The 19,187-nt window shown below is 54.9% G+C and carries 20 protein-coding genes; 5 read left to right on the top strand and 15 right to left on the bottom strand.

Annotated features, from left to right (window positions below; translation table 11 throughout):
• Positions 1–183: 183 nt before the first annotated feature.
• Positions 184–1,641, top strand: a complete 1,458-nt coding sequence (gene mltF, locus OMR58_RS12495; RefSeq protein WP_264546103.1) for a membrane-bound lytic murein transglycosylase MltF — start codon at positions 184–186, stop codon at positions 1,639–1,641.
• Between the two features lie 2 nt (positions 1,642–1,643).
• Here mltF and tadA read toward each other — a convergent pair whose 3' ends face one another.
• The 3 genes from tadA to murQ form a co-directional block, all read right to left on the bottom strand.
• On the bottom strand, positions 1,644–2,138 hold the full coding sequence (gene tadA / locus OMR58_RS12490) for a tRNA adenosine(34) deaminase TadA (protein ID WP_200561591.1): 495 nt from the start codon (positions 2,136–2,138) through the stop codon (positions 1,644–1,646).
• Positions 2,139–2,199: 61 nt separating this feature from the next.
• The gene (yfhb, locus tag OMR58_RS12485) at positions 2,200–2,838 is read right to left on the bottom strand and encodes a phosphatidylglycerophosphatase C (RefSeq protein ID WP_264546102.1); all 639 of its coding nucleotides are present in this window, start codon (positions 2,836–2,838) and stop codon (positions 2,200–2,202) included.
• Between the two features lie 182 nt (positions 2,839–3,020).
• A complete protein-coding gene (murQ, locus tag OMR58_RS12480; protein ID WP_200561588.1) occupies positions 3,021–3,917 on the bottom strand; it encodes an N-acetylmuramic acid 6-phosphate etherase in 897 nt (298 codons plus the stop codon).
• A gap of 276 nt (positions 3,918–4,193) precedes the next feature.
• Between murQ and OMR58_RS12475 the strand changes: the two genes are divergently transcribed.
• Together OMR58_RS12475 and OMR58_RS12470 are read left to right on the top strand one after the other, a co-directional pair.
• Positions 4,194–5,033, top strand: coding sequence for a MurR/RpiR family transcriptional regulator (locus tag OMR58_RS12475; protein WP_105593196.1), 840 nt, complete (start codon positions 4,194–4,196; stop codon positions 5,031–5,033).
• Between the two features lie 187 nt (positions 5,034–5,220).
• Complete coding sequence (locus OMR58_RS12470; RefSeq protein ID WP_105593195.1) at positions 5,221–5,475, top strand: YfhL family 4Fe-4S dicluster ferredoxin; 255 nt, start codon at positions 5,221–5,223, stop codon at positions 5,473–5,475.
• Here OMR58_RS12470 and acpS read toward each other — a convergent pair.
• From acpS to rpoE, 11 genes are all read right to left on the bottom strand, one after another.
• Complete coding sequence (gene acpS / locus OMR58_RS12465; RefSeq protein WP_105593194.1) at positions 5,472–5,852, bottom strand: holo-ACP synthase; 381 nt, start codon at positions 5,850–5,852, stop codon at positions 5,472–5,474. The genes OMR58_RS12470 and acpS overlap by 4 nt on opposite strands.
• Positions 5,852–6,583 carry a pyridoxine 5'-phosphate synthase gene (pdxJ, locus tag OMR58_RS12460; RefSeq protein WP_264546101.1) on the bottom strand — a complete coding sequence of 244 codons (732 nt, stop codon included), beginning with the start codon at positions 6,581–6,583 and terminating at the stop codon, positions 5,852–5,854. The genes acpS and pdxJ overlap by 1 nt, the downstream gene beginning before the upstream one ends.
• 72 nt (positions 6,584–6,655) lie before the next feature.
• On the bottom strand, positions 6,656–7,393 hold the full coding sequence (gene recO / locus OMR58_RS12455; RefSeq protein ID WP_105593192.1) for a DNA repair protein RecO: 738 nt from the start codon (positions 7,391–7,393) through the stop codon (positions 6,656–6,658).
• A 5-nt stretch (positions 7,394–7,398) separates the two neighbouring features.
• On the bottom strand, positions 7,399–8,304 hold the full coding sequence (gene era / locus OMR58_RS12450; RefSeq protein WP_200561580.1) for a GTPase Era: 906 nt from the start codon (positions 8,302–8,304) through the stop codon (positions 7,399–7,401).
• Entirely contained in the window at positions 8,301–8,981 is a 681-nt protein-coding gene (rnc, locus tag OMR58_RS12445) for a ribonuclease III (protein ID WP_105593190.1), read from the bottom strand. The genes era and rnc overlap by 4 nt, the downstream gene beginning before the upstream one ends.
• A gap of 140 nt (positions 8,982–9,121) precedes the next feature.
• Positions 9,122–10,075 carry a signal peptidase I gene (gene lepB, locus OMR58_RS12440; protein WP_105593189.1) on the bottom strand — a complete coding sequence of 318 codons (954 nt, stop codon included), beginning with the start codon at positions 10,073–10,075 and terminating at the stop codon, positions 9,122–9,124.
• 30 nt (positions 10,076–10,105) lie between these two features.
• Positions 10,106–11,905: a translation elongation factor 4 gene (lepA, locus tag OMR58_RS12435; RefSeq protein WP_105593188.1), complete on the bottom strand. Its 1,800-nt coding sequence runs from the start codon at positions 11,903–11,905 to the stop codon at positions 10,106–10,108.
• A gap of 238 nt (positions 11,906–12,143) precedes the next feature.
• Positions 12,144–12,608 carry a SoxR-reducing system protein RseC gene (gene rseC / locus OMR58_RS12430; RefSeq protein WP_105593187.1) on the bottom strand — a complete coding sequence of 155 codons (465 nt, stop codon included), beginning with the start codon at positions 12,606–12,608 and terminating at the stop codon, positions 12,144–12,146.
• A complete protein-coding gene (rseB, locus tag OMR58_RS12425; RefSeq protein ID WP_264546100.1) occupies positions 12,605–13,558 on the bottom strand; it encodes a sigma-E factor regulatory protein RseB in 954 nt (317 codons plus the stop codon). The genes rseC and rseB overlap by 4 nt, the downstream gene beginning before the upstream one ends.
• Complete coding sequence (rseA, locus tag OMR58_RS12420) at positions 13,558–14,208, bottom strand: anti-sigma-E factor RseA (protein WP_200561574.1); 651 nt, start codon at positions 14,206–14,208, stop codon at positions 13,558–13,560. Before rseA ends, rseB begins: the two co-directional genes overlap by 1 nt.
• A 30-nt stretch (positions 14,209–14,238) precedes the next feature.
• Positions 14,239–14,814 carry an RNA polymerase sigma factor RpoE gene (rpoE, locus tag OMR58_RS12415; RefSeq protein ID WP_105593184.1) on the bottom strand — a complete coding sequence of 192 codons (576 nt, stop codon included), beginning with the start codon at positions 14,812–14,814 and terminating at the stop codon, positions 14,239–14,241.
• Positions 14,815–15,285: 471 nt separating this feature from the next.
• On the opposite strand from rpoE, the gene nadB reads away from it, so the two are divergent.
• Positions 15,286–16,899 carry an L-aspartate oxidase gene (gene nadB / locus OMR58_RS12410; protein WP_264546099.1) on the top strand — a complete coding sequence of 538 codons (1,614 nt, stop codon included), beginning with the start codon at positions 15,286–15,288 and terminating at the stop codon, positions 16,897–16,899.
• Here the strand turns inward: nadB and trmN are convergent.
• Positions 16,888–17,625, bottom strand: a complete 738-nt coding sequence (gene trmN / locus OMR58_RS12405) for a tRNA(1)(Val) (adenine(37)-N(6))-methyltransferase TrmN (protein WP_264546098.1) — start codon at positions 17,623–17,625, stop codon at positions 16,888–16,890. The genes nadB and trmN overlap by 12 nt on opposite strands.
• Before the next feature lie 132 nt (positions 17,626–17,757).
• On the opposite strand from trmN, the gene srmB reads away from it, so the two are divergent.
• Entirely contained in the window at positions 17,758–19,086 is a 1,329-nt protein-coding gene (gene srmB / locus OMR58_RS12400; protein WP_105593181.1) for an ATP-dependent RNA helicase SrmB, read from the top strand.
• The last annotated feature ends 101 nt before the right edge of the window (positions 19,087–19,187 follow it).

The raw sequence follows: 19,187 nt of genomic DNA, 5'->3' as shown, positions 1-19,187 counted from the left end.
TTACGAAACCGTTTGCGCAGAATTAATCGACATCCAGAATTGGCTGAAAATTACACGATTCAGGTTGATTTAAGTTGCGATGCCACGCGGACTTGAGCAAAATGCCCCACGCTCAGGAGCAATTATAGCCAATAAATACTGCCGTAAAAGACAGATACCTGAGAGCTACCGAGAGATAACTATTTGAAACGCCTAAAATTAAATTACCTGCTCATCGGGCTGGTTATGGTGCTGCTCGCGCTTGCACTGTGGCCGTCGATACCCTGGTACGGCGGTGCAACCGACCGCATCGCGCAGATAAAATCGCGAGGAGTTTTACGTGTGAGCACGATAAATTCTCCTTTGACTTATTACACCGTCAATAAATCACCGGCCGGTATGGACTACGAGCTGGCAAAACGCTTTGCCGATTATCTCGGCGTGAAGCTGGAAGTAACCGTGCGCCCGAACCTGAGCGATCTGTTTGACGATCTGGAAGATGACAAAGCTGATGTGCTGGCGGCCGGTTTAATTTACAACAATGAGCGTCTGGCGCATTTTCGCGCCGGTCCGACCTACTATTCCGTTTCGCAGCAGCTGGTGTACCGCATCGGCGCAGCCAGACCGAAGAACCTCGGCGATCTGAAAGGACGGCTGATCGTCGCATCCGGCTCAGCCTATCTTTCCACCCTGCGCGATTCGAAAGAGAATCAGTACCCGGACCTCGACTGGGCGATCTCCACCGATCAAACGCCGCAGACGCTGCTGCAGGCAGTTGCCGATGGCAAAATCGATTATACGGTGGGTGATTCGGTCACTATTGGCCTGATGCAGCGTATTCATCCGCAGCTGGCGGTGGCGTTTGATATCTCCGATGAAGAGCCCGTCACCTGGTATATCCAGCGGGAACAGGACGACAGCCTGAATGCGGCGATGCTCGACTTCTATAACGAGATGGGCGAAGAAGGTGCAATGGCGCGTCTGGATGAGAAGTATCTCGGCCACGTCGGTACTTTTGACTATGTTGATACCCGGACATTCCTGCGAGCCATCGATGGCACGCTACCGGCGATCCAGCCGCTGTTTGAGAAATATGCGCAGAGCATCGACTGGCGACTGCTGGCGGCAATCTCTTACCAGGAATCACACTGGAACCCCCAGGCTACCTCGCCAACCGGCGTGCGCGGGATGATGATGTTAACGCGTAACACCGCAGACAGCCTGAACGTGACGGACCGTACCGATCCCGAGCAAAGCGTACGCGGCGGCAGCGAGTATTTGGTAAAGATGATGGAGAAAGTGCCGGCAGGAATCCCGGATGATGAACGCATCTGGTTCGCCCTCGCCGCTTACAATATGGGTTATGCCCATATGCTGGATGCGCGCAAGCTGACGGAAAAACAGCAGGGTAATCCTGACAGCTGGGCAGATGTAAAGCTGCGTCTGCCGATGTTAAGCCAGAAGCGTTACTACAGCCAGACCACCAATGGCTATGCGCGCGGGCACGAAGCCTACGCGTATGTCGAGAATATTCGTAAGTATCAGATAAGCCTGGTGGGGTACCTGGAAGATCAGGAAAGAAAGCTGGCGCAGAAGGCCGCAACCGAGGCCGAGTTGGGTAACGCCTACCCTGCCGTTCCGCCGCAGCTGGCGATGAACTGAGGCTAAATCGCCTTCCCCGCCTGACGCTGCGCTTTTTTCTCCGCGCGCCGATGGCGGAAAAAGTCGCTCAGCATCGCCGCACACTCCGTCGCCAGAATGCCTTCTTCTATTTGCACCTGATGGTTCATGCCGGGATGCCCCAGTACATCAAGCAGCGAGCCTGCCGCACCGGTTTTTCCATCACGTGCACCAAACACCAGCCTGCCGATGCGGCTGTGAACCATCGCCCCCGCGCACATCACGCACGGCTCCAGCGTTACGTACAGCGTAGTGTTAAGCAGCCGGTAATTTTCAATGACTTTCCCACCCTGCCGCAACGCCATGATTTCCGCATGCGCGGTAGGATCGTGATGGCCGATTGGCCGGTTCCAGCCTTCGCCGATCGCCCGCCCTTCATGAACCAGCACCGCGCCAACCGGAACTTCACCTTCGTCCCAGGCTCGGCGGGCCAGCATCAGCGCGTGGCGCATCCAGTATTCATCATTATTGTCGCTCACCTGAGTCTCCAGCGGAAAAAAAGCGCGACATTATACACTGATTACGCCCGACAGACCGCGCTTATTCCAGCTGTTGCAGCTCCCCCACGGGGGTTACGCGGAAACGGTGCTGGCAGAAGAACAGCAGCGGGTTATCCTGATTACTGTCACTGTACCCACTGTAGAGCTGAAGTGGCGTGCCGATCTGCTCTTCCAGCTGCGCGACCTTTTCGTGCCCCAGGCAGCGAAGCGCCAGCACCCGCCCGCCCCTGGCACGGGACATCTGGCTGGCGATCAGTTTAACCTTCGGCAGAAACGCGGAATCGAAATACACCTGCTCCACCAGCGGCTGCGGCGATCCGGTGATTAACCAAACGTCGGCATCATCGCTGTTGAGGTAGTCCGTCAGGCGCTGCTGCACCACCGGAAAAGCCTTCACGCGCTGGCGAAACCAGCTGGCGAACTCATTTTCACGCTGCTGCAGACGCTGCTCGCTGTGACCAAAGGTAATGGACCACAGCAGCAGGCTCATTGGCCAGCGGGCAGCACGACCGCGCAATAGCAGGCCCGCAGCCACCACCGGCAGCAGCGGCAATACCAGCAGCAGATTTAACGGCTGGCGGCGCAGCATCCAGCGCATGTAGGTACCAAACATATCCTGCTTGTGCAGCGTACCGTCGAGGTCAAAAAAAATAACGCGTCGCTCCTGACCGGTTGTCAAACCTTACTCCTCACAGTCAATGAATCTTAAAATTGGGTGAAGAGGAAGCTGTTGTTCAGCCTCCCCGATCGGCCCGTTACTCACGTTCTTCGCCGTCGGGCTGAGTTCACCAGCAGCAAAGCACGCTACACCCGTAGCGTACAGAGAATAAGTGTAGTCAGAAGTGAGTGAAGAACTCGCTTTTAGCGCTCGTTAAGCGCGGCGCGAAGAAAACCACCGTGCCTGGCAAGCCGCTCGCGCGCCTCGGAGCCTGGCAGATCGGCCAGGATCATCAGGATGGCCGTTTTAGCTTCATAGTCGACCTGCCCTAATGCGTCATCGGCCTGCTGCGGAGTACAACCGGTCGCTTCGCACACCATACGACGCGCGCGATCCACCAGTTTAATATTGGTGGCTTTCATATCGACCATCAGGTTTTGCCAGACCTTGCCGATTTTCACCATCGCACCGGTGGAGATCATATTCAGTACCAGCTTTTGTGCAGTACCAGACTTCAGGCGGGTGGATCCCGTTAGCGCTTCCGGTCCTACCACCGGCGAAATAGCAATTTCCGCTTCGCGGGCAATTGGCGATCCGGGATTGCAGGAAATTGCTGCCGTGCGACATCCGTGCTGGCGGGCATAGCGTAGCGCACCGATGACGTAAGGCGTGCGGCCGGATGCGGCCAGGCCGATCACCATATCATCAGGGCTGAGATCCAGCCCCTGCAAATCGCTCACGCCGAGCTGTTCGTCGTCTTCAGCACCCTCAACGGCCTTAAACATCGCCCCCGGCCCACCGGCAATCAAACCAATCACCAGATCGTGTGATACACCAAAGGTCGGCGGACATTCGGATGCATCCAGCACGCCAAGGCGGCCGCTTGTACCTGCTCCCATATAGATGATGCGACCACCGGCAGACAGTGCGGCGGCGGCGGCGTCAACGGCCTTTGCTACCTGCGGCAGAGTCAGGCTTACCGCCGCAGCCACGGTGGCATCCTGCTGGTTAAATTTGCTGACCATCTCCAGCGTTGACAGGCTGTCGAGGTCAAGAGTGTCCGCATTGCGGGTTTCTGACACCAGTGAACCCAGATCCATTCTTCCCCCTTGACTGAATTTTTAATTCGAACAGATATTTCATTTGTTGAATATTTTATTCAAAATAAACCGTTTTTACACTAAGATCATTGTAAACGTTAGTAGAACGACGAGATGCAGAAAAATCCGGCACGCAAATCGGTCTGCCCTGAGGGCATTGCATTTTGGCCCGGTAAAGAATGGAAACTGCTAATCAATAGGTTAGACTTTGCGTCATGCCTGTTATCATTGCTGCCAATTCAACGTGATGAGTTCGAATTGGCAAGAGGAAAAGAGATGAGTTCACTGCTGCGTATTCGTCAGCTGTATCCCAGCCTGGCACTCAATGAGCGCCGCCTGGCTGACTACCTGCTGTCGCAGCCGGACCGCGCACGCCACCTGAGTTCACAAAAGCTGGCGGATGAATCCGGCGTCAGCCAGTCCAGCGTGGTGAAGTTTGCCCAAAAGCTGGGCTATAAAGGTTTCCCGGCGCTGAAACTGGCACTCAGTGAGTCGCTGGCAGACAAAGACGCGATTACCGTGCATAACCTGATTCTCAGCGACGACCCCCTTAAAACCGTGGGCGAGAAGCTGTTTACGGAAAAGATGTCCGCCATTCGCGCCACGCTGGATATCAACAGTGAAGAGATGCTGCTGGAGACGCTGCGCCTGCTGCGAAACGCGAAGCGTATTGTTCTGGTGGGTATTGGCGCTTCCGGTTTGGTGGCAAAAGATTTTTCGTGGAAGCTGATGAAGATTGGTATCAGCGCGGTTGCAGAGCAGGATATGCATGCACTGCTGGCCAGCGTGCAGGCGATGAGCCCCGGCGATGTGCTGCTGGCGATCTCCTACACCGGCGAGCGACGGGAAATCAACCTGGCGGCGCAGGAAGCACAACGGATTGGCGCCACGGTGCTGGCTTTTACCGGCTTTACGCCGAACACGCTGCAGCAGGCGGCATCACACTGTCTCTATACTGTGGCAGAGGAGCAAACCACCCGCAGTGCCGCTATATCCTCCACTATGGCACAGCTGGCACTAACCGATCTGCTGTTTATGGCACTGATCCAGCGCGATCCTGAGCGTGCAACAAGCCATATTCGGCACAGTGAGGCGCTGGTTAAGAAGTTGACTTGAATATAGAACCAGAAAGCTAATAACCGGCTTAATGTCTTTATGCGGCTAAAACATCGACGTTATTGGGGCTATCAGCTAATTGTGATACAGTGCGCGGCATTGAATTTGCAACAGTAAGTTAATGAATTCGAGATTTATCGACTTGTTAACCTACTGATTAAATTAATTTAACGGCACCTCATCCAAGATGGCTCTACTGATCACCAAACGCTGTATCAACTGCGATATGTGCGAACCTGAATGCCCCAACGAAGCGATTTCGATGGGCATGGAGTATTACGAGATCGACACCGATCGCTGTACAGAGTGCGTAGGCCATTATGATGCGCCCACCTGTCAGCAGGTCTGCCCGATTGATAACACCATTATTGTTGACCCACAGCGGGTAGAGACGAACGACCAGCTGTGGGACAAATTCGTGGTGCTGCACCCTGCGGGTTAGCTTTCAATAATTACCGTCGCACAGGCGTAATGGCGCTCATCTGCCAGGGTAACGTGAACATGCATCACGCCCAGCTTCTTTGCCACTTCCTGTGCGTGCTGGAAGAATCTTAATCCCGGCTTGCCTAACTCGTCGTTGTACACTTCAAACTGATTAAACGCCAGACCGCCACGAATGCCGGTGCCGAAGGCTTTTGCCGCCGCCTCCTTCACCGCGAAACGCTTGGCGAGGAACCGCACCGGCTGCTGATGCGCCTGGTACTGCGCCCACTCATTGGGGCTGAGCACCCGCTTCGCCAGCCGGTCACCCGAGCGTGAGATCACCCCTTCAATGCGGGCAATCTCCACAATATCCGTACCCAGGCCAAGAATAGCCATTAGCGACGCGCTTCCCGCATCAGCTGCTTCATCTCTTTAACTGCATCCGCCAGGCCACTGAAAACCGCACGGCCAATGATCGCGTGACCGATGTTCAGCTCGTGCATCTCCGGCAGCACGGCAATGGGCTGGACGTTGTGATAGGTCAGACCGTGACCGGCATTAACCTTCAGCCCTTTATCTGCGGCGTAGGTAGCCGCTTCGGCAATGCGTGCCAACTCGGCATCGCGCGCCGGGCCTTCTGCCGCTTCGGCATAAGCCCCTGTATGGATTTCAATATAAGGGGCACCGGAAGCCACAGCGGCGTCGATTTGCCCACGATCGGCGTCAATAAACAGAGAAACGAGGATGCCGGCGTCGTTCAGGCGCTTAACCGCAGCCGTCACTTTTTCCAGCTGACCGGCCACATCCAGCCCGCCTTCGGTGGTCACCTCTTCACGCTTTTCTGGTACCAGGCAGCAAAAGTGCGGCACGATCTCGCAGGCGATATCAACCATCTCATCGGTAACGGCCATTTCCAGATTCATACGGGTCTGAATAGTCTGGCGCAGAATACGTACATCGCGATCGGTGATGTGACGACGGTCTTCACGTAAATGGACGGTAATGCCGTCAGCACCCGCCTGCTCTGAGACAAATGCCGCCTGAACCGGGTCGGGATAATTAGTACCGCGAGCGTTGCGTACGGTAGCAACATGATCGATGTTTACGCCTAACAGTAACTCAGCCATGGGGTCCTCTGGTAATCGCGAATGTTTTATCGAGTGTACAACGTTCGACGGGCGCAGGGGTATGACCTGTCGCTATTCGTCTGCCGCAGGCGGAGTGTCCGCTCGTTTTCTCGGCAGAAACTGGCGAAACAGCTCAGTGCTTTTTAGCGGCCGGCCGCCGAGATAGGGTTTGAGTGCAATACGGGTAAAACGCTTGGCTGCCCGCAGGGTGTCCGCATCGGGAAATTCTCGCTGCCAGAGCGCGCGCAGCTGTCGACCGGTGAAGCTGCGATTATTTACCACCAGGCTGGCAATAAAGCCCTTCTCTTCCCGGTAGCTGTAGGTCATCTCATCGGCGACCTCTTCACCGCTTCCGGCGCAGTGCATGAAATCCACGCCGTAGCCGAGATGCCCCAGCATTGCCAGCTCAAAGCGGCGCAGCGCAGGCTCCGGCGAGCCGGACGTTGCCGCCAGTGCCTGAATACAGTGCAGGTAGTCAAAAAAGAGTTCGTTGAAGGCTGTTTCGTGCTCCAGCACGCGGGTGAGCAGTTCGTTGACGTACAGGCCACAGTAGAGGGTAGTACCGCTGAGCGGAAGCGCCAGCGAAACGGGTTCAGCGCCGCGCAGGGTTTTCACCTCGCCGCGCCCTCCCCAGCGTACCAGCAGAGGGGTGAAGGGTTGCAGAGCACCCTTGAGACTGGAACGTTTGGAGCGGGCACCTTTCGCCATGACCCGCACCCTGCCGTGCTGTTCAGAAAACAGATCGAGCAGCAGGCTGGTTTCGCTCCAAGGGCGTGCGTGCAGAACAAATGCGCGTTGCCAGCCTTCCATCAAAATCAGAGGTCGTCAGTATAGCCCAGGCTGCGTAGGGCACGTTCATCATCCGCCCAGCCGGACTTCACTTTAACCCACAGCTCAAGGTGCACCTTCGCCTCGAACATCTCTTCCATGTCTTTACGCGCTTCCGTACCGATCACTTTGATCTTGGCGCCTTTATTGCCGATGACCATCTTCTTCTGCCCTTCACGCTCAACGAGGATCAGGCCATTGATATCATAGCCGCCGCGCGTGTTAGAGACGAACTGCTCAATCTCGACGGTCACCGAGTACGGCAGTTCTGCTCCGAGGAAACGCATCAGCTTTTCACGGATGATTTCAGAAGCCATAAAGCGCTGAGAACGATCGGTCACATACTCTTCCGGGAAGTGATGCTCCGCTTCCGGCAGCAGCTTGTGCACGATATTGGCAATCGTATCAACGTTATTGCCTTTTTCAGCCGAAATCGGCACCACGTCCATAAAGTTCATCTGCTCGCTCAGGAACTGCAGATGCGGCAGCAGAATGCTTTTATCAGTGATATTGTCGACCTTGTTGATCGCCAGCAGCACCGGTACTTTGTTGTCTTTCAGTTTGTTCAGCACCATTTCGTCGTCGGCGGTCCATTTGGTGCCCTCAACGACAAAAATCACCAGCTCAACGTCGCCGATAGAACTGCTGGCTGCACGGTTCATCAGGCGGTTAATCGCCCGCTTTTCTTCCATATGCAGACCAGGGGTATCCACGTAAATCGCCTGATAGGCACCTTCGGTGTGGATGCCCATAATACGGTGGCGGGTGGTTTGCGGTTTACGCGAGGTAATAGAAACCTTCTGCCCCAGAAGCTGGTTCAGCAAGGTCGATTTACCGACGTTTGGACGGCCTACAATAGCAATAAAGCCGCAATGGGTGGTTTGTTCGCTCATTCAATTCCCAGCTTAATCAGCGCCTGTTCGGCCGCTGCCTGCTCAGCTTTGCGACGGCTTGAACCGGTTCCCACAACCGGATCTGCCATGCCGCTTACCTGGCAGTGGATAGTAAATTCCTGATCGTGCGCTTCGCCACGAACCTGCACGACCAGATAGGATGGCAACGGCAGATGGCGACCCTGCAGAAACTCCTGCAGGCGCGTTTTCGGATCTTTTTGTTTATCGCCCGGGCTGATCTGCTCAAGACGGCTGGCGTACCAACTGAGGATCAGCTGCTCAACCGTTCTAATATCGCTGTCGAGGAATACCCCTCCGATCAGCGCTTCGACCGTATCAGCCAGAATCGATTCACGACGGTAACCGCCGCTTTTCAGCTCGCCCGGCCCTAGGCGCAGGCATTCACCGAGGTCAAACTCTCGTGCCATTTCCGCCAGCGTATTACCGCGAACCAGCGTGGCTCGCATACGGCTCATATCGCCTTCATCCACGCGCGGGAAGCGATGATAAAGGGCATTGGCGATGACATAGCTCAGAATAGAGTCGCCCAGAAATTCCAGTCGCTCGTTATGTTTGCTGCTGGCGCTACGGTGAGTCAGTGCCTGCTGTAACAATTCCTGATGAGTAAAAGTGTAGCCCAACTTGCGTTGAAGCTTGTTAATTACGATGGGGTTCATGCGTTACCAATTTCTGAATGCGTCAATTATGCTGCACACGGAACAGGGCTGAGCCTGAACACCAACACGATCTGTTTCGTGTGCAGTGGCTCCCCAAAGCGGGAAGCCAACCGTTAAATATACTCACCCTACGATGAGTATTAGTGAATGCCACCAATCCGGCTCAGACGTACGCCGGTCGGCCATTCGCCTTCCTGTTTTTCGAAGCTCATCCAGATAGCCGTCGCTTTACCCACCAGATTGCGTTCCGGGACAAAGCCCCAGTAGCGGCTGTCGGCGCTGTTATCTCGGTTGTCGCCCATCATAAAGTACATGCCCTGCGGCACAACCCACGTGGACTGCTCCTGGCCTGGCTGCTGATAGTAAGAAGCGGCCTGGCTTGGCATCTGAGTCACCAGTAGAATCCGGTGAGTCACGTCGCCAAGTGTTTCATTACGCGTTGCCAGGCGCAGACCGCCAGGCATGGATTCACCCTGCGGCACCTGGAAGAAACCATTGCCGGCTTCATTGCCGTTAAAACCGCTGAAGGTCTGGATAAAGTCGCTTGGCTCTACGTCAGAGTAAGTCACCGGCAGCGCGGTTTCACACTTGCCACCACCGCAGCCAGGCGTGACTGATACCGTTTTACTCAGCGGATCATAGGTAACCCGATCGCCGGGAACACCAATGGCACGCTTAATATAGTCCAGACTTGGGTCTTTCGGGTATTTAAATACCACCACGTCACCACGCTTAGGATGCCCGGTTGGGATCAGCGTAGTCTGGGTGATCGGGTCTTTGATGCCATAAGCATATTTTTCCACGAGGATAAAATCCCCGATAAGCAGCGTCGGCATCATCGATCCTGAAGGGATCTGGAACGGCTCAAAAATAAATGAACGCACCACGAAAACCACCAGCAATACCGGGAACACCGATGCCGTAGTTTCTACCCAGCCCGGCTGTTTATCCGCTTTGGTTTCTGGCGTGCCTTCGGCTTTTGCCGCTGCGCGCTTCGCCCGGCGGGCCGGTGCCCATTTATACTTGTCGATACACCAGATAATCCCGGTGACCAGCGTTGCTATCGCCAGAATCAGGGCGAACATATTAGCCATTCCAGTTCCCTCAAAGCCCTAAATGTGGGCTTATTTACTGTCTTTACCTACGTGGAGAATGGCAAGGAACGCTTCCTGCGGAAGCTCAACGTTACCCACCTGCTTCATGCGTTTCTTACCGTCTTTCTGTTTCTGCAGCAGCTTTTTCTTACGGCTGACGTCACCGCCGTAACACTTGGCGAGAACGTTTTTACGCAGCTGTTTAACGGTTGAACGAGCGATAATGTGCGTACCAATCGCCGCCTGAATCGCAATGTCAAACTGCTGACGAGGGATCAGATCTTTCATCTTCTCGACCAGTTCGCGGCCGCGATACTGCGAGTTATCACGGTGGGTGATCAGCGCCAGCGCATCAACACGCTCGCTGTTGATCAGCACATCCACGCGCACCATGTCAGAGACCTGGAAGCGCTTAAAGTTGTAATCCAGTGACGCATAGCCACGTGAAGTCGACTTCAGGCGGTCGAAGAAATCAAGCACCACTTCCGCCATCGGAATTTCATAGGTCAGCGCAACCTGGTTACCGTGGTAAACCATGTTGGTCTGCACGCCGCGTTTTTCAATACACAGCGTAATCACGTTTCCGAGGTACTCCTGCGGCAGCAGCATATGACATTCCGCAATCGGCTCACGCAGCTCTTCAATATTGTTCAGCGGCGGCAGTTTGCCCGGGCTGTCGACATAGACAATCTGACCATCGGTGGTTTGAACTTCATACACTACGGTTGGCGCAGTGGTAATCAGTTCGAGATCGTACTCACGCTCCAGACGTTCCTGGATAATTTCCATGTGCAGCAGACCAAGGAAGCCGCAGCGGAAACCAAAGCCCAGGGCCGTTGAACTTTCCGGCTCGTAGAACAGAGAAGCGTCGTTCAGGCTCAGCTTGCCCAGCGCGTCGCGGAAGGCTTCATAGTCGTCGGAGCTGATCGGGAACAGACCGGCGTAAACCTGTGGCTTCACTTTTTTGAAGCCAGGCAGCGCTTTATCCGCCGGGTTACGTGCCAGCGTCAGGGTATCGCCCACCGGCGCACCGAGGATGTCTTTAATCGCACAGACCAGCCAGCCTACTTCGCCACAGTTCAGCACGTCGGTATCTTCACGTTTTGGTGTGAAAATACCTAAGCGGTCGGCGTTGTAAACCTGACCGGTGCTCATCACCTTGATCTTGTCGCCCTTGCGCATGGTGCCGTTCTTGATACGCACCAGCGACACAACGCCCAGATAGTTATCAAACCAGGAGTCGATAATCAGCGCCTGCAGCGGGCCTTCCGGGTCGCCTTCCGGCGGCGGAATATCACGTACCAGACGTTCCAGTACGTCGGGCACGCCAACGCCGGTTTTCGCCGAGCAGCGCACTGCATCGGTAGCGTCGATGCCAACGATATCTTCAATTTCCTGAGCAACGCGCTCAGGATCGGCAGCTGGCAGGTCGATCTTATTCAGAATCGGCACCACTTCCAGATCCATTTCCATCGCGGTATAGCAGTTTGCCAGCGTCTGGGCTTCAACACCCTGACCGGCATCAACCACCAGCAGTGCGCCTTCACACGCCGCCAGAGAACGGGAAACTTCGTAAGAGAAGTCAACGTGTCCCGGGGTATCGATGAAGTTCAGCTGGTAGGTCTGTCCATCAGGAGCGTGATAATCGAGGGTAACGCTCTGCGCTTTAATGGTAATGCCGCGCTCACGTTCTAAATCCATGGAATCCAGAACCTGTGCAGCCATTTCACGTTCGGTCAGGCCACCGCAAATCTGAATCAGACGGTCAGAGAGCGTCGATTTGCCGTGGTCAATGTGGGCGATGATCGAAAAGTTTCTTATGTGCTTCATTATTGAGGTTTTTCTGCCTTACAAATTCTGGAACTCTCGCGATATAAAATCAGGAGAGCGTGATATCACAGGCGAACAGAGGCCCGAAAGGCTGCATTCTACACTACATATCAAAGGGGTGGAATCATCGCGGGGTGCCAATAGTACCAGCAACGGCGTGGAAACAAAGAATTGCGCAAATATTAGGCGAGGCATCACTCTGCCCGCCAGGTACTGACCGGGGCAGAGGCGATAAGGATCAGGCATCGGTGGAGACGTGCAGCGCATCCGGCGGCAGTGCCACGCTGAGAATTACCGGCTGGTACGACGCGGAACGGCCCAGCACGCTGGAAATACCGCGGGCGATGATAAAGCCGCCAATACCGCCCAGCAGCGCACCGCAGGCAGCGGCCAAATCGCTGTGGAACAGCATCTGGAACAGCCCGGCAAGAATAAACAATCCGACCAGCGGCGACATATAAACCAGCAGCGCCGAACTCAGCAGGCTGGATTCAGCAATACCCAACTCAATACGCTGGCCTGGAATCAACGGCTCGGCACTGGCAATTTTCATCACATGGGCATTTTTCGGCCCAAGCTTGTTCAGCATATGGCTGCCACAGCCTTTACGCGCGGAACAGCTGCTGCAGGAGGTTTTAATTTCCGAATGCAGCGTAGCCACGCCGTTTTGCCACGAGACAACCGTAGCCCATTCTCTCATCATGGTGTCGTACCTAAAGTAATGCTGTCAGCAATGCGTTTGGCAGTAGCAGGTGGCAATTCACCCACTACGGTAATTTCCGCATCATTACGCACTTCAGTTTGCACCGTACGACGCCCAGTGCGCAATTGCTGAGAGGTGCTGTTTTTATCGGCAAGAGTAATATTTACCGAGAAGCTGAACAGACCATCAGAGTAGAGGCGCGATTCTACCGGGCGGTTTAGCGATGGGATCTGGCGTCGACTCTGCGCCACTTCCTTCATTCCGGCCGGTAACCATCCTGCCTTCCAGTTGAACGCCACCTTGTTACCCGCAGGCACCGACAGCGAAGGCGGCAAGTTCGCGGTTTCCAGTCCCTGCATCAACTTACTGACGCCCTGATCGACGGCAAAACTGATCACGCGATACTGCTCCAGCGTCTCACCATCGCGATCGAGCAAATCAACCCGCAGCGGCAATTTAGTTTCACTGTCCAGCCAGACAACGTAGCCATAACGGGTACCATCGCGTGAGACGATGCGAATCACTTCACAAAGCTGATCGGCGATACGCGTGCGGCCAACCGGAACAAAATCATAGTTGCTGGCAAGATGCTGAAAATCGGCATAGACCAGCGCAGGCAACGAATCAACAATATGATCGCCCGCCATGGTGAAAGGTTCCAGGCCCGGTTCGAAATAGCTGATTTCACTGCCGCGCTGAATGATCTCTCGACGAGGCCCATCCATTTGCAGCAGCTGTGCGTAGGTTTTGTTGTCAATGACCGCATGACGATAGCGAAGGGATTCGATCCCCAGTCTGGAGACATTGATATAGGCGAGTTCATAACTGAGAGACTGGCTTGCCTGCTCCATCTGTTGTAACAGCGCCCCGGACGGAGATTGTGCCGGGGCGACAGAGGAGTACATCAGGCTGCCAGCCAGAAGGCTGACGGCACACCAAAGCTGCTTCATTACTGCTGTTGCATTCCTAAGGACTGATTACCGGGAACCTGAGCAGCAGCCTGCTGGTCAGGATTTTGATCGAACTGCAGCTGTTCTGCATGCAGACGACGCTGAAGCTCATAGTCCTGCAGCAGTGCATTCACGCGACGACGCTGATCCTGCACCTGCTGATTGACTTTGCTAGTGCTGGTTGCGTTTTCAGACGGCACGCCAAGGCTAACCTGCGAAGCCTGCCCCATCATCGGCAGCGTGTTAAACGCCGGAGAATCGGAGGACTGGCCTACAACGGGCTTGTTGTACTGCTGAACGCCAACGATGACCGCCAGTGAAACGCAGGCGGCCAGGCCGACCTGAGTAATCTGAGCAGCCCACGGACGTAATTTGCCCCAGAACGGCATCGCTGCAGCTTCTTCGGGTTTCGGCTGAGCTTCCGGGATCAATCGGATAACAGTTTTCGCTGGCTCATCTTCGATAGCCGCGGCCACGCGGGCAGCGATATCAAAATCCAGCAGCTGTGGGACATCGCCACGCAGCGTATCGCGGATCAGATGATAGCTTTCCCAGTTTTTCTGTAGTGCTGCATCGGAATTGAGAGCCGACATCAGCTCGGTATCCAGTGCTTCACCATCCATTAAAGCGGAAAGTTGTTCTTTCTGCATGCCTCAATACCCTTCCTGTGTACGTTATTACTAACGTTGGATAAGCGGTTGAATTTTATTATCAATAGCTTCTCGTGCACGAAAAATTCGTGACCGAACCGTACCCACCGGACAATCCATGATAACCGCTATCTCTTCGTAGCTCAGGCCATCAAGTTCGCGCAATGTAATCGCCATGCGCAGATCCTCGGGTAGTGTTTCGATAGTACGAAAAACTATCTGTTTCAGTTCTTCTGACAACATTAAGTTCTCAGGGTTCGAAATTTCTTTCAGCGCTCCCGCACTTTCGAAATTTTCTGCGTCGATAGCGTCCACATCGCTGGACGGCGGACGACGCCCCTGAGCCACCAGATAATTTTTAGCCGTATTGACGGCAATTCGATAGAGCCAGGTATAGAAAGCACTATCTCCCCGGAACGATTCCAGCGCACGATAGGCCTTAATAAATGATTCCTGCACAACGTCAGGAACATCTCCTGAAGGTACATAGCGGGAAACCAGACTCGCCACTTTATGCTGGTAGCGTACTACCAGTAAATTGAATGACTTCTGATCGCCCTTCTGCACACGCTCAACGAGAATCTGATCCGTTAACTGCTCGCTCATCCGAGGTAAAATCTCCCCAAATCTGTTTCCACGCGTAACCAAACTCCCAGTGATAACCCAATATTGTTTTCGAGCAAGCACGCGATTTGAGTGGTTTTCATTGGAGAAGTTCCATTACGCCATTATTTTTGTGAGGTCATCAGGACATATTTACAAATCAGCTCGCTTTTTTATGCATTCTTACCGATTTGTAGGCCACTACCTTTCTTTGGAACCTGAACTCATGGTTCATCACCCTGATAACGCCCGCAGAGTAACGCATGGGGCCAGGTTTTTCACCCTCTAATCGCTTCAAAAAGCTTCGGCTCACACTATTAATAACCCTGGATTGCGTGTTAAGCCTGATGTACGCGGCAAATTTCCACATCTTAATACAGCTCACACTCTGCACACTGGTCGATAAAAAGCCTTTTTGCCTGATTAATTTGAATGCTATGCTCAGCAAACAACCTGTTTAGTAAATTAAACACCATGACGCATTCTTCCGATTACAGCTGTGATGTCTTGATTATTGGCAGCGGTGCAGCTGGCCTTTCTCTGGCGCTGCGCCTTGCGGCAAAACACCGCGTTACCGTGCTCAGCAAAGGCCCGGTCAGCGAAGGTTCAACTTTTTATGCTCAGGGCGGCATCGCGGCGGTGTTTGATGAAACTGACAGCATTGAATCCCATATTGAGGATACGCTCATCGCCGGCAGCGGGCTGTGCGATCGCGATGCCGTTTCTTTTATCGCCAGTAACGCCCGCCACTGCGTGCAGTGGCTGATTGATAACGGCGTACTTTTCGACAAAGAGACGGCAGGAAACAGCGAGCAGCCTTATCACTTAACTCGCGAAGGCGGCCATAGCCACCGCCGCATCCTGCACAGCGCAGACGCCACCGGCAAAGCCGTTGAAACGACCCTGGTCAGCCAGGCGCTTAGCCACCCCAACATTACGTTGATTGAACGCAGCAACGCCGTTGACCTGATCGTCTCCGACAAGATCGGCTTGCCGGGTGAACGCCGGGTAGTCGGAGCCTATATCTGGAACCGCAAACGAGAAAAAGTGGAGTCCTGCCGCGCGCGGGCCGTAGTGCTGGCAACCGGCGGCGCAGCGAAAGTGTATCAATACACCACCAATCCGGATGTGGCTTCCGGTGATGGCATCGCAATGGCATGGCGTGCCGGCTGTCGGGTGGCCAATCTTGAGTTTAACCAGTTTCACCCTACCTGCCTGTTTCACCCCGATGCCCGCAACTTCCTGCTGACCGAAGCCCTGCGTGGTGAAGGCGCACTGCTTAAGCGCCCTGATGGCTCTCGCTTTATGCCGGACTTCGATCCACGTGGCGAACTGGCACCGCGCGATATCGTGGCCCGGGCGATTGATCACGAAATGAAGCGGCTGGGTGCCGACTGCATGTATCTGGACATCAGCCATCAGCCGCCGGACTTTATCCGCGCGCATTTCCCTACCATTTACGAAAAGCTACTGACGCTGGGCTTCGATCTCACCAGCCAGCCGATCCCTATCGTTCCGGCGGCGCACTATACCTGCGGTGGCGTGATGGTCAATCAGCAGGGACAAACCGATCTCAGCGGGCTGTATGCCATTGGGGAAGTCAGCTATACCGGGCTGCACGGCGCAAATCGCCTGGCTTCAAACTCTCTGCTGGAGTGCCTTGTTTACGGCTGGTCGGCGGCGGAAGATATCGATCGCCGCCTGGCTGACGTTGAAATAGTGGCGGCGCTTCCGGTATGGGATGAAAGCCGCGTGGACGATTCCGATGAGCGCGTGGTGATCCAGCATAACTGGCATGAACTGCGGCTGTTTATGTGGGACTACGTGGGGATTGTTCGCACCACTAAACGCCTGGAACGCGCGCTGCGGCGCATTAACACCCTGCAGCAGGAAATTGACGAGTACTACGCCAATTTCCGCATTTCTAACAACCTGCTGGAGTTGCGCAATCTGGTACAGGTTGCCGAACTGATGGTGCGATGCGCCCTCGATCGCAAAGAAAGCCGCGGCCTGCACTATACGCTCGACTATCCTGAAGCACTGGGCGAAGCCAGACCGACGGTGCTGGCTCCCCGATTAGCGGAATAAATAGAAGTCGCGGGTCAGACTACAGTGCGCCTCAGAGTAGTGCTGATCCGGCCCGCGAATCGTCATACGATCCAGCATCTGCTCACCCGCCTGTGGCGATAGCGCCAGCATGACGCGGTTCGGTGGCCGGGTATCGTTATCTGCCACATCGGTGCGGAACCGCAGATGCCAGCCGCGCTGTAGGGCAATCTCAACCAGCGTACTTCCGGCAGATTCCGGCAGGATCACGCAGAAAAATCCGTCTTCCGTGATGAGCTGCTCGGCACAGCCCAGCAGTGCTTCATGCGTGAGCGCGCCGGTATAACGGGCGGAAGCGCGTTCCGGGGTCGCACAGTCCGAACCCGGTGCAAAATAGGGCGGATTGCTGACAATCAGCGAATAACGCTGTTCACAACCCGTCGTCCATTCAAGAATATCAGCCTGATGAACCCGAATTCGGTCCGGCCACGGCGACGCGGCAACGTTTTCCTGCGCCTGCTCTGCCGCCGCCGCATCAAGCTCGACGGCATCAACCTGTACCGATTCCGCGGTACGCTGCGCCAGCATCAGTGCAATCAGACCGCTGCCCGTACCGATATCCAGCACGCGGCGGACGTTAGCAACCGGAGCCCAGGCCCCAAGCAGTACGCCGTCGGTCCCCACCTTCATGGCACAGCGATCGTGCGCGACGAAAAATTGTTTAAAGGTAAACCCGTTGGCACGGAGAATGGCTTTCTGTTGCGACATTTGACTGACCTGAAAGAGAAACGGCGCTAGCATAGGGCAAACCATGACGAAGGAAAAGTCATTAACCCGATACAAACAGATGAAGATCGCGTTCAATCTGTCTATAATCAGCGCCCCAAACTGAGGTAGACCATGACTGTAACCACTTTTTCCGAACTCGAACTAGACGAAAGCCTGCTGGAAGCTCTGCAGGAAAAAGGCTTCACGCGCCCCACTGCCATTCAGGCCGCGGCGATCCCGCCAGCACTGGAGGGTCGCGACGTTCTGGGTTCGGCACCAACCGGTACAGGCAAAACTGCGGCCTACCTGCTGCCCGTCCTGCAGCACCTGCTCGACTTCCCGCGTAAGAAGTCCGGCCCTCCGCGCGTTCTGATTCTGACGCCAACGCGCGAACTGGCTATGCAGGTTGCCGAGCAGGCTCGTGAACTGGCTAAACATACCCATCTGGACATCGCGACTATTACCGGCGGCGTGGCATTTATGAACCACGCGGAAGTCTTCAGCGAAAACCAGGATCTGGTGGTAGCCACCACCGGACGTCTGCTGCAGTACATTAAAGAAGAGAACTTTGACTGCCGTGCGGTTGAAACCCTGATCCTTGATGAAGCCGACCGCATGCTGGACATGGGCTTTGCGCAGGATATTGAGACTATCAGCGCCGAAACGCGCTGGCGTAAGCAGACGCTGCTGTTCTCCGCCACGCTGGAAGGGGAAGCCATCAAGGACTTCGCCGAGCGTATTCTGAACGAGCCGGTCGAAGTTGAAGCCGATCCGGCACGCCGCGAGCGTAAAAAAATCCAGCAGTGGTATTACCGTGCTGATGATACGCAGCATAAAACCGCCCTGCTTATCCACCTGCTTAAGCAGCCGGAAGTGACTCGTGCGGTGATCTTTGTGCGTAAACGCGAGCGCGTTCATGAAGTTTGCGCGTGGCTGCGTGAAGCCGGGATCAACACCAGCTACCTCGAAGGGGAACTGGTGCAGGCCAAGCGCAACGAAGCCATCAAGCGTGTTGTTGAAGGCCGCGTTAACGTACTGGTCGCTACCGATATCGCCGCGCGCGGTATTGATATCGATGATGTCAGCCACGTATTCAACTTCGATATGCCGGTAACGGCAGATACCTACCTGCACCGCATTGGTCGTACAGGCCGTGCCGGTAAGAAAGGCATCGCTATCTCGCTGGTTGAAGCGCACGATCACCTGCTGCTGGGCAAAATCAGTCGCTATATCCAGGAACCGCTGAAGTCGCGCGTCATCGAAGAACTGCGCCCGACTACCCGTCCACCCAATGAGAAGCTGAAAGGCAAACCATCGAAAAAGGTGCTGGCGAAGCGCAAAGAGAAAAAAGAAAAGGCGAAAGAAGACGAGAAGCCGCGCGCTAAACTGCGTCACCGCGATACCAAAAACATTGGTAAACGCCGCAAGCCAAGCGCAGCTAAAACCGACGGTGCTGAATAATCACACTGCATAACAAAAAACCGCCTTCGATGGGCGGTTTTTTTTCGCCCCTTAGCTGTAAAAACAAGCCGTTGAAGCGAAAATGAGGCACTGTATTCATT

It is taken from the genome of Erwinia sp. INIA01, assembly GCF_025947915.1.
Taxonomy (GTDB): domain Bacteria; phylum Pseudomonadota; class Gammaproteobacteria; order Enterobacterales; family Enterobacteriaceae; genus Erwinia; species Erwinia coffeiphila.
Note: the sequence above shows the minus strand (reverse complement) of the source record. Positions and strands in the feature narration are given on the sequence as shown.

Excerpts from the sequence above, each read along its gene's own strand:
- murQ (WP_200561588.1), bottom strand. The coding sequence starts at position 3,917 with ATGGATCTGGGTTCACTGGTGTCAGAAACCCGCAATGCGGACACTCTT.
- OMR58_RS12475 (WP_105593196.1), top strand. The coding sequence starts at position 4,194 with ATGAGTTCACTGCTGCGTATTCGTCAGCTGTATCCCAGCCTGGCACTC.
- OMR58_RS12470 (WP_105593195.1), top strand. The coding sequence starts at position 5,221 with ATGGCTCTACTGATCACCAAACGCTGTATCAACTGCGATATGTGCGAA.
- acpS (WP_105593194.1), bottom strand. The coding sequence starts at position 5,852 with ATGGCTATTCTTGGCCTGGGTACGGATATTGTGGAGATTGCCCGCATT.
- pdxJ (WP_264546101.1), bottom strand. The coding sequence starts at position 6,583 with ATGGCTGAGTTACTGTTAGGCGTAAACATCGATCATGTTGCTACCGTA.
- recO (WP_105593192.1), bottom strand. The coding sequence starts at position 7,393 with ATGGAAGGCTGGCAACGCGCATTTGTTCTGCACGCACGCCCTTGGAGC.
- era (WP_200561580.1), bottom strand. The coding sequence starts at position 8,304 with ATGAGCGAACAAACCACCCATTGCGGCTTTATTGCTATTGTAGGCCGT.
- rnc (WP_105593190.1), bottom strand. The coding sequence starts at position 8,981 with ATGAACCCCATCGTAATTAACAAGCTTCAACGCAAGTTGGGCTACACT.
- lepB (WP_105593189.1), bottom strand. The coding sequence starts at position 10,075 with ATGGCTAATATGTTCGCCCTGATTCTGGCGATAGCAACGCTGGTCACC.
- lepA (WP_105593188.1), bottom strand. The coding sequence starts at position 11,905 with ATGAAGCACATAAGAAACTTTTCGATCATCGCCCACATTGACCACGGC.
- rseC (WP_105593187.1), bottom strand. The coding sequence starts at position 12,608 with ATGATGAGAGAATGGGCTACGGTTGTCTCGTGGCAAAACGGCGTGGCT.
- rseB (WP_264546100.1), bottom strand. The coding sequence starts at position 13,558 with ATGAAGCAGCTTTGGTGTGCCGTCAGCCTTCTGGCTGGCAGCCTGATG.
- rseA (WP_200561574.1), bottom strand. The coding sequence starts at position 14,208 with ATGCAGAAAGAACAACTTTCCGCTTTAATGGATGGTGAAGCACTGGAT.
- rpoE (WP_105593184.1), bottom strand. The coding sequence starts at position 14,814 with ATGAGCGAGCAGTTAACGGATCAGATTCTCGTTGAGCGTGTGCAGAAG.
- nadB (WP_264546099.1), top strand. The coding sequence starts at position 15,286 with ATGACGCATTCTTCCGATTACAGCTGTGATGTCTTGATTATTGGCAGC.
- trmN (WP_264546098.1), bottom strand. The coding sequence starts at position 17,625 with ATGTCGCAACAGAAAGCCATTCTCCGTGCCAACGGGTTTACCTTTAAA.
- srmB (WP_105593181.1), top strand. The coding sequence starts at position 17,758 with ATGACTGTAACCACTTTTTCCGAACTCGAACTAGACGAAAGCCTGCTG.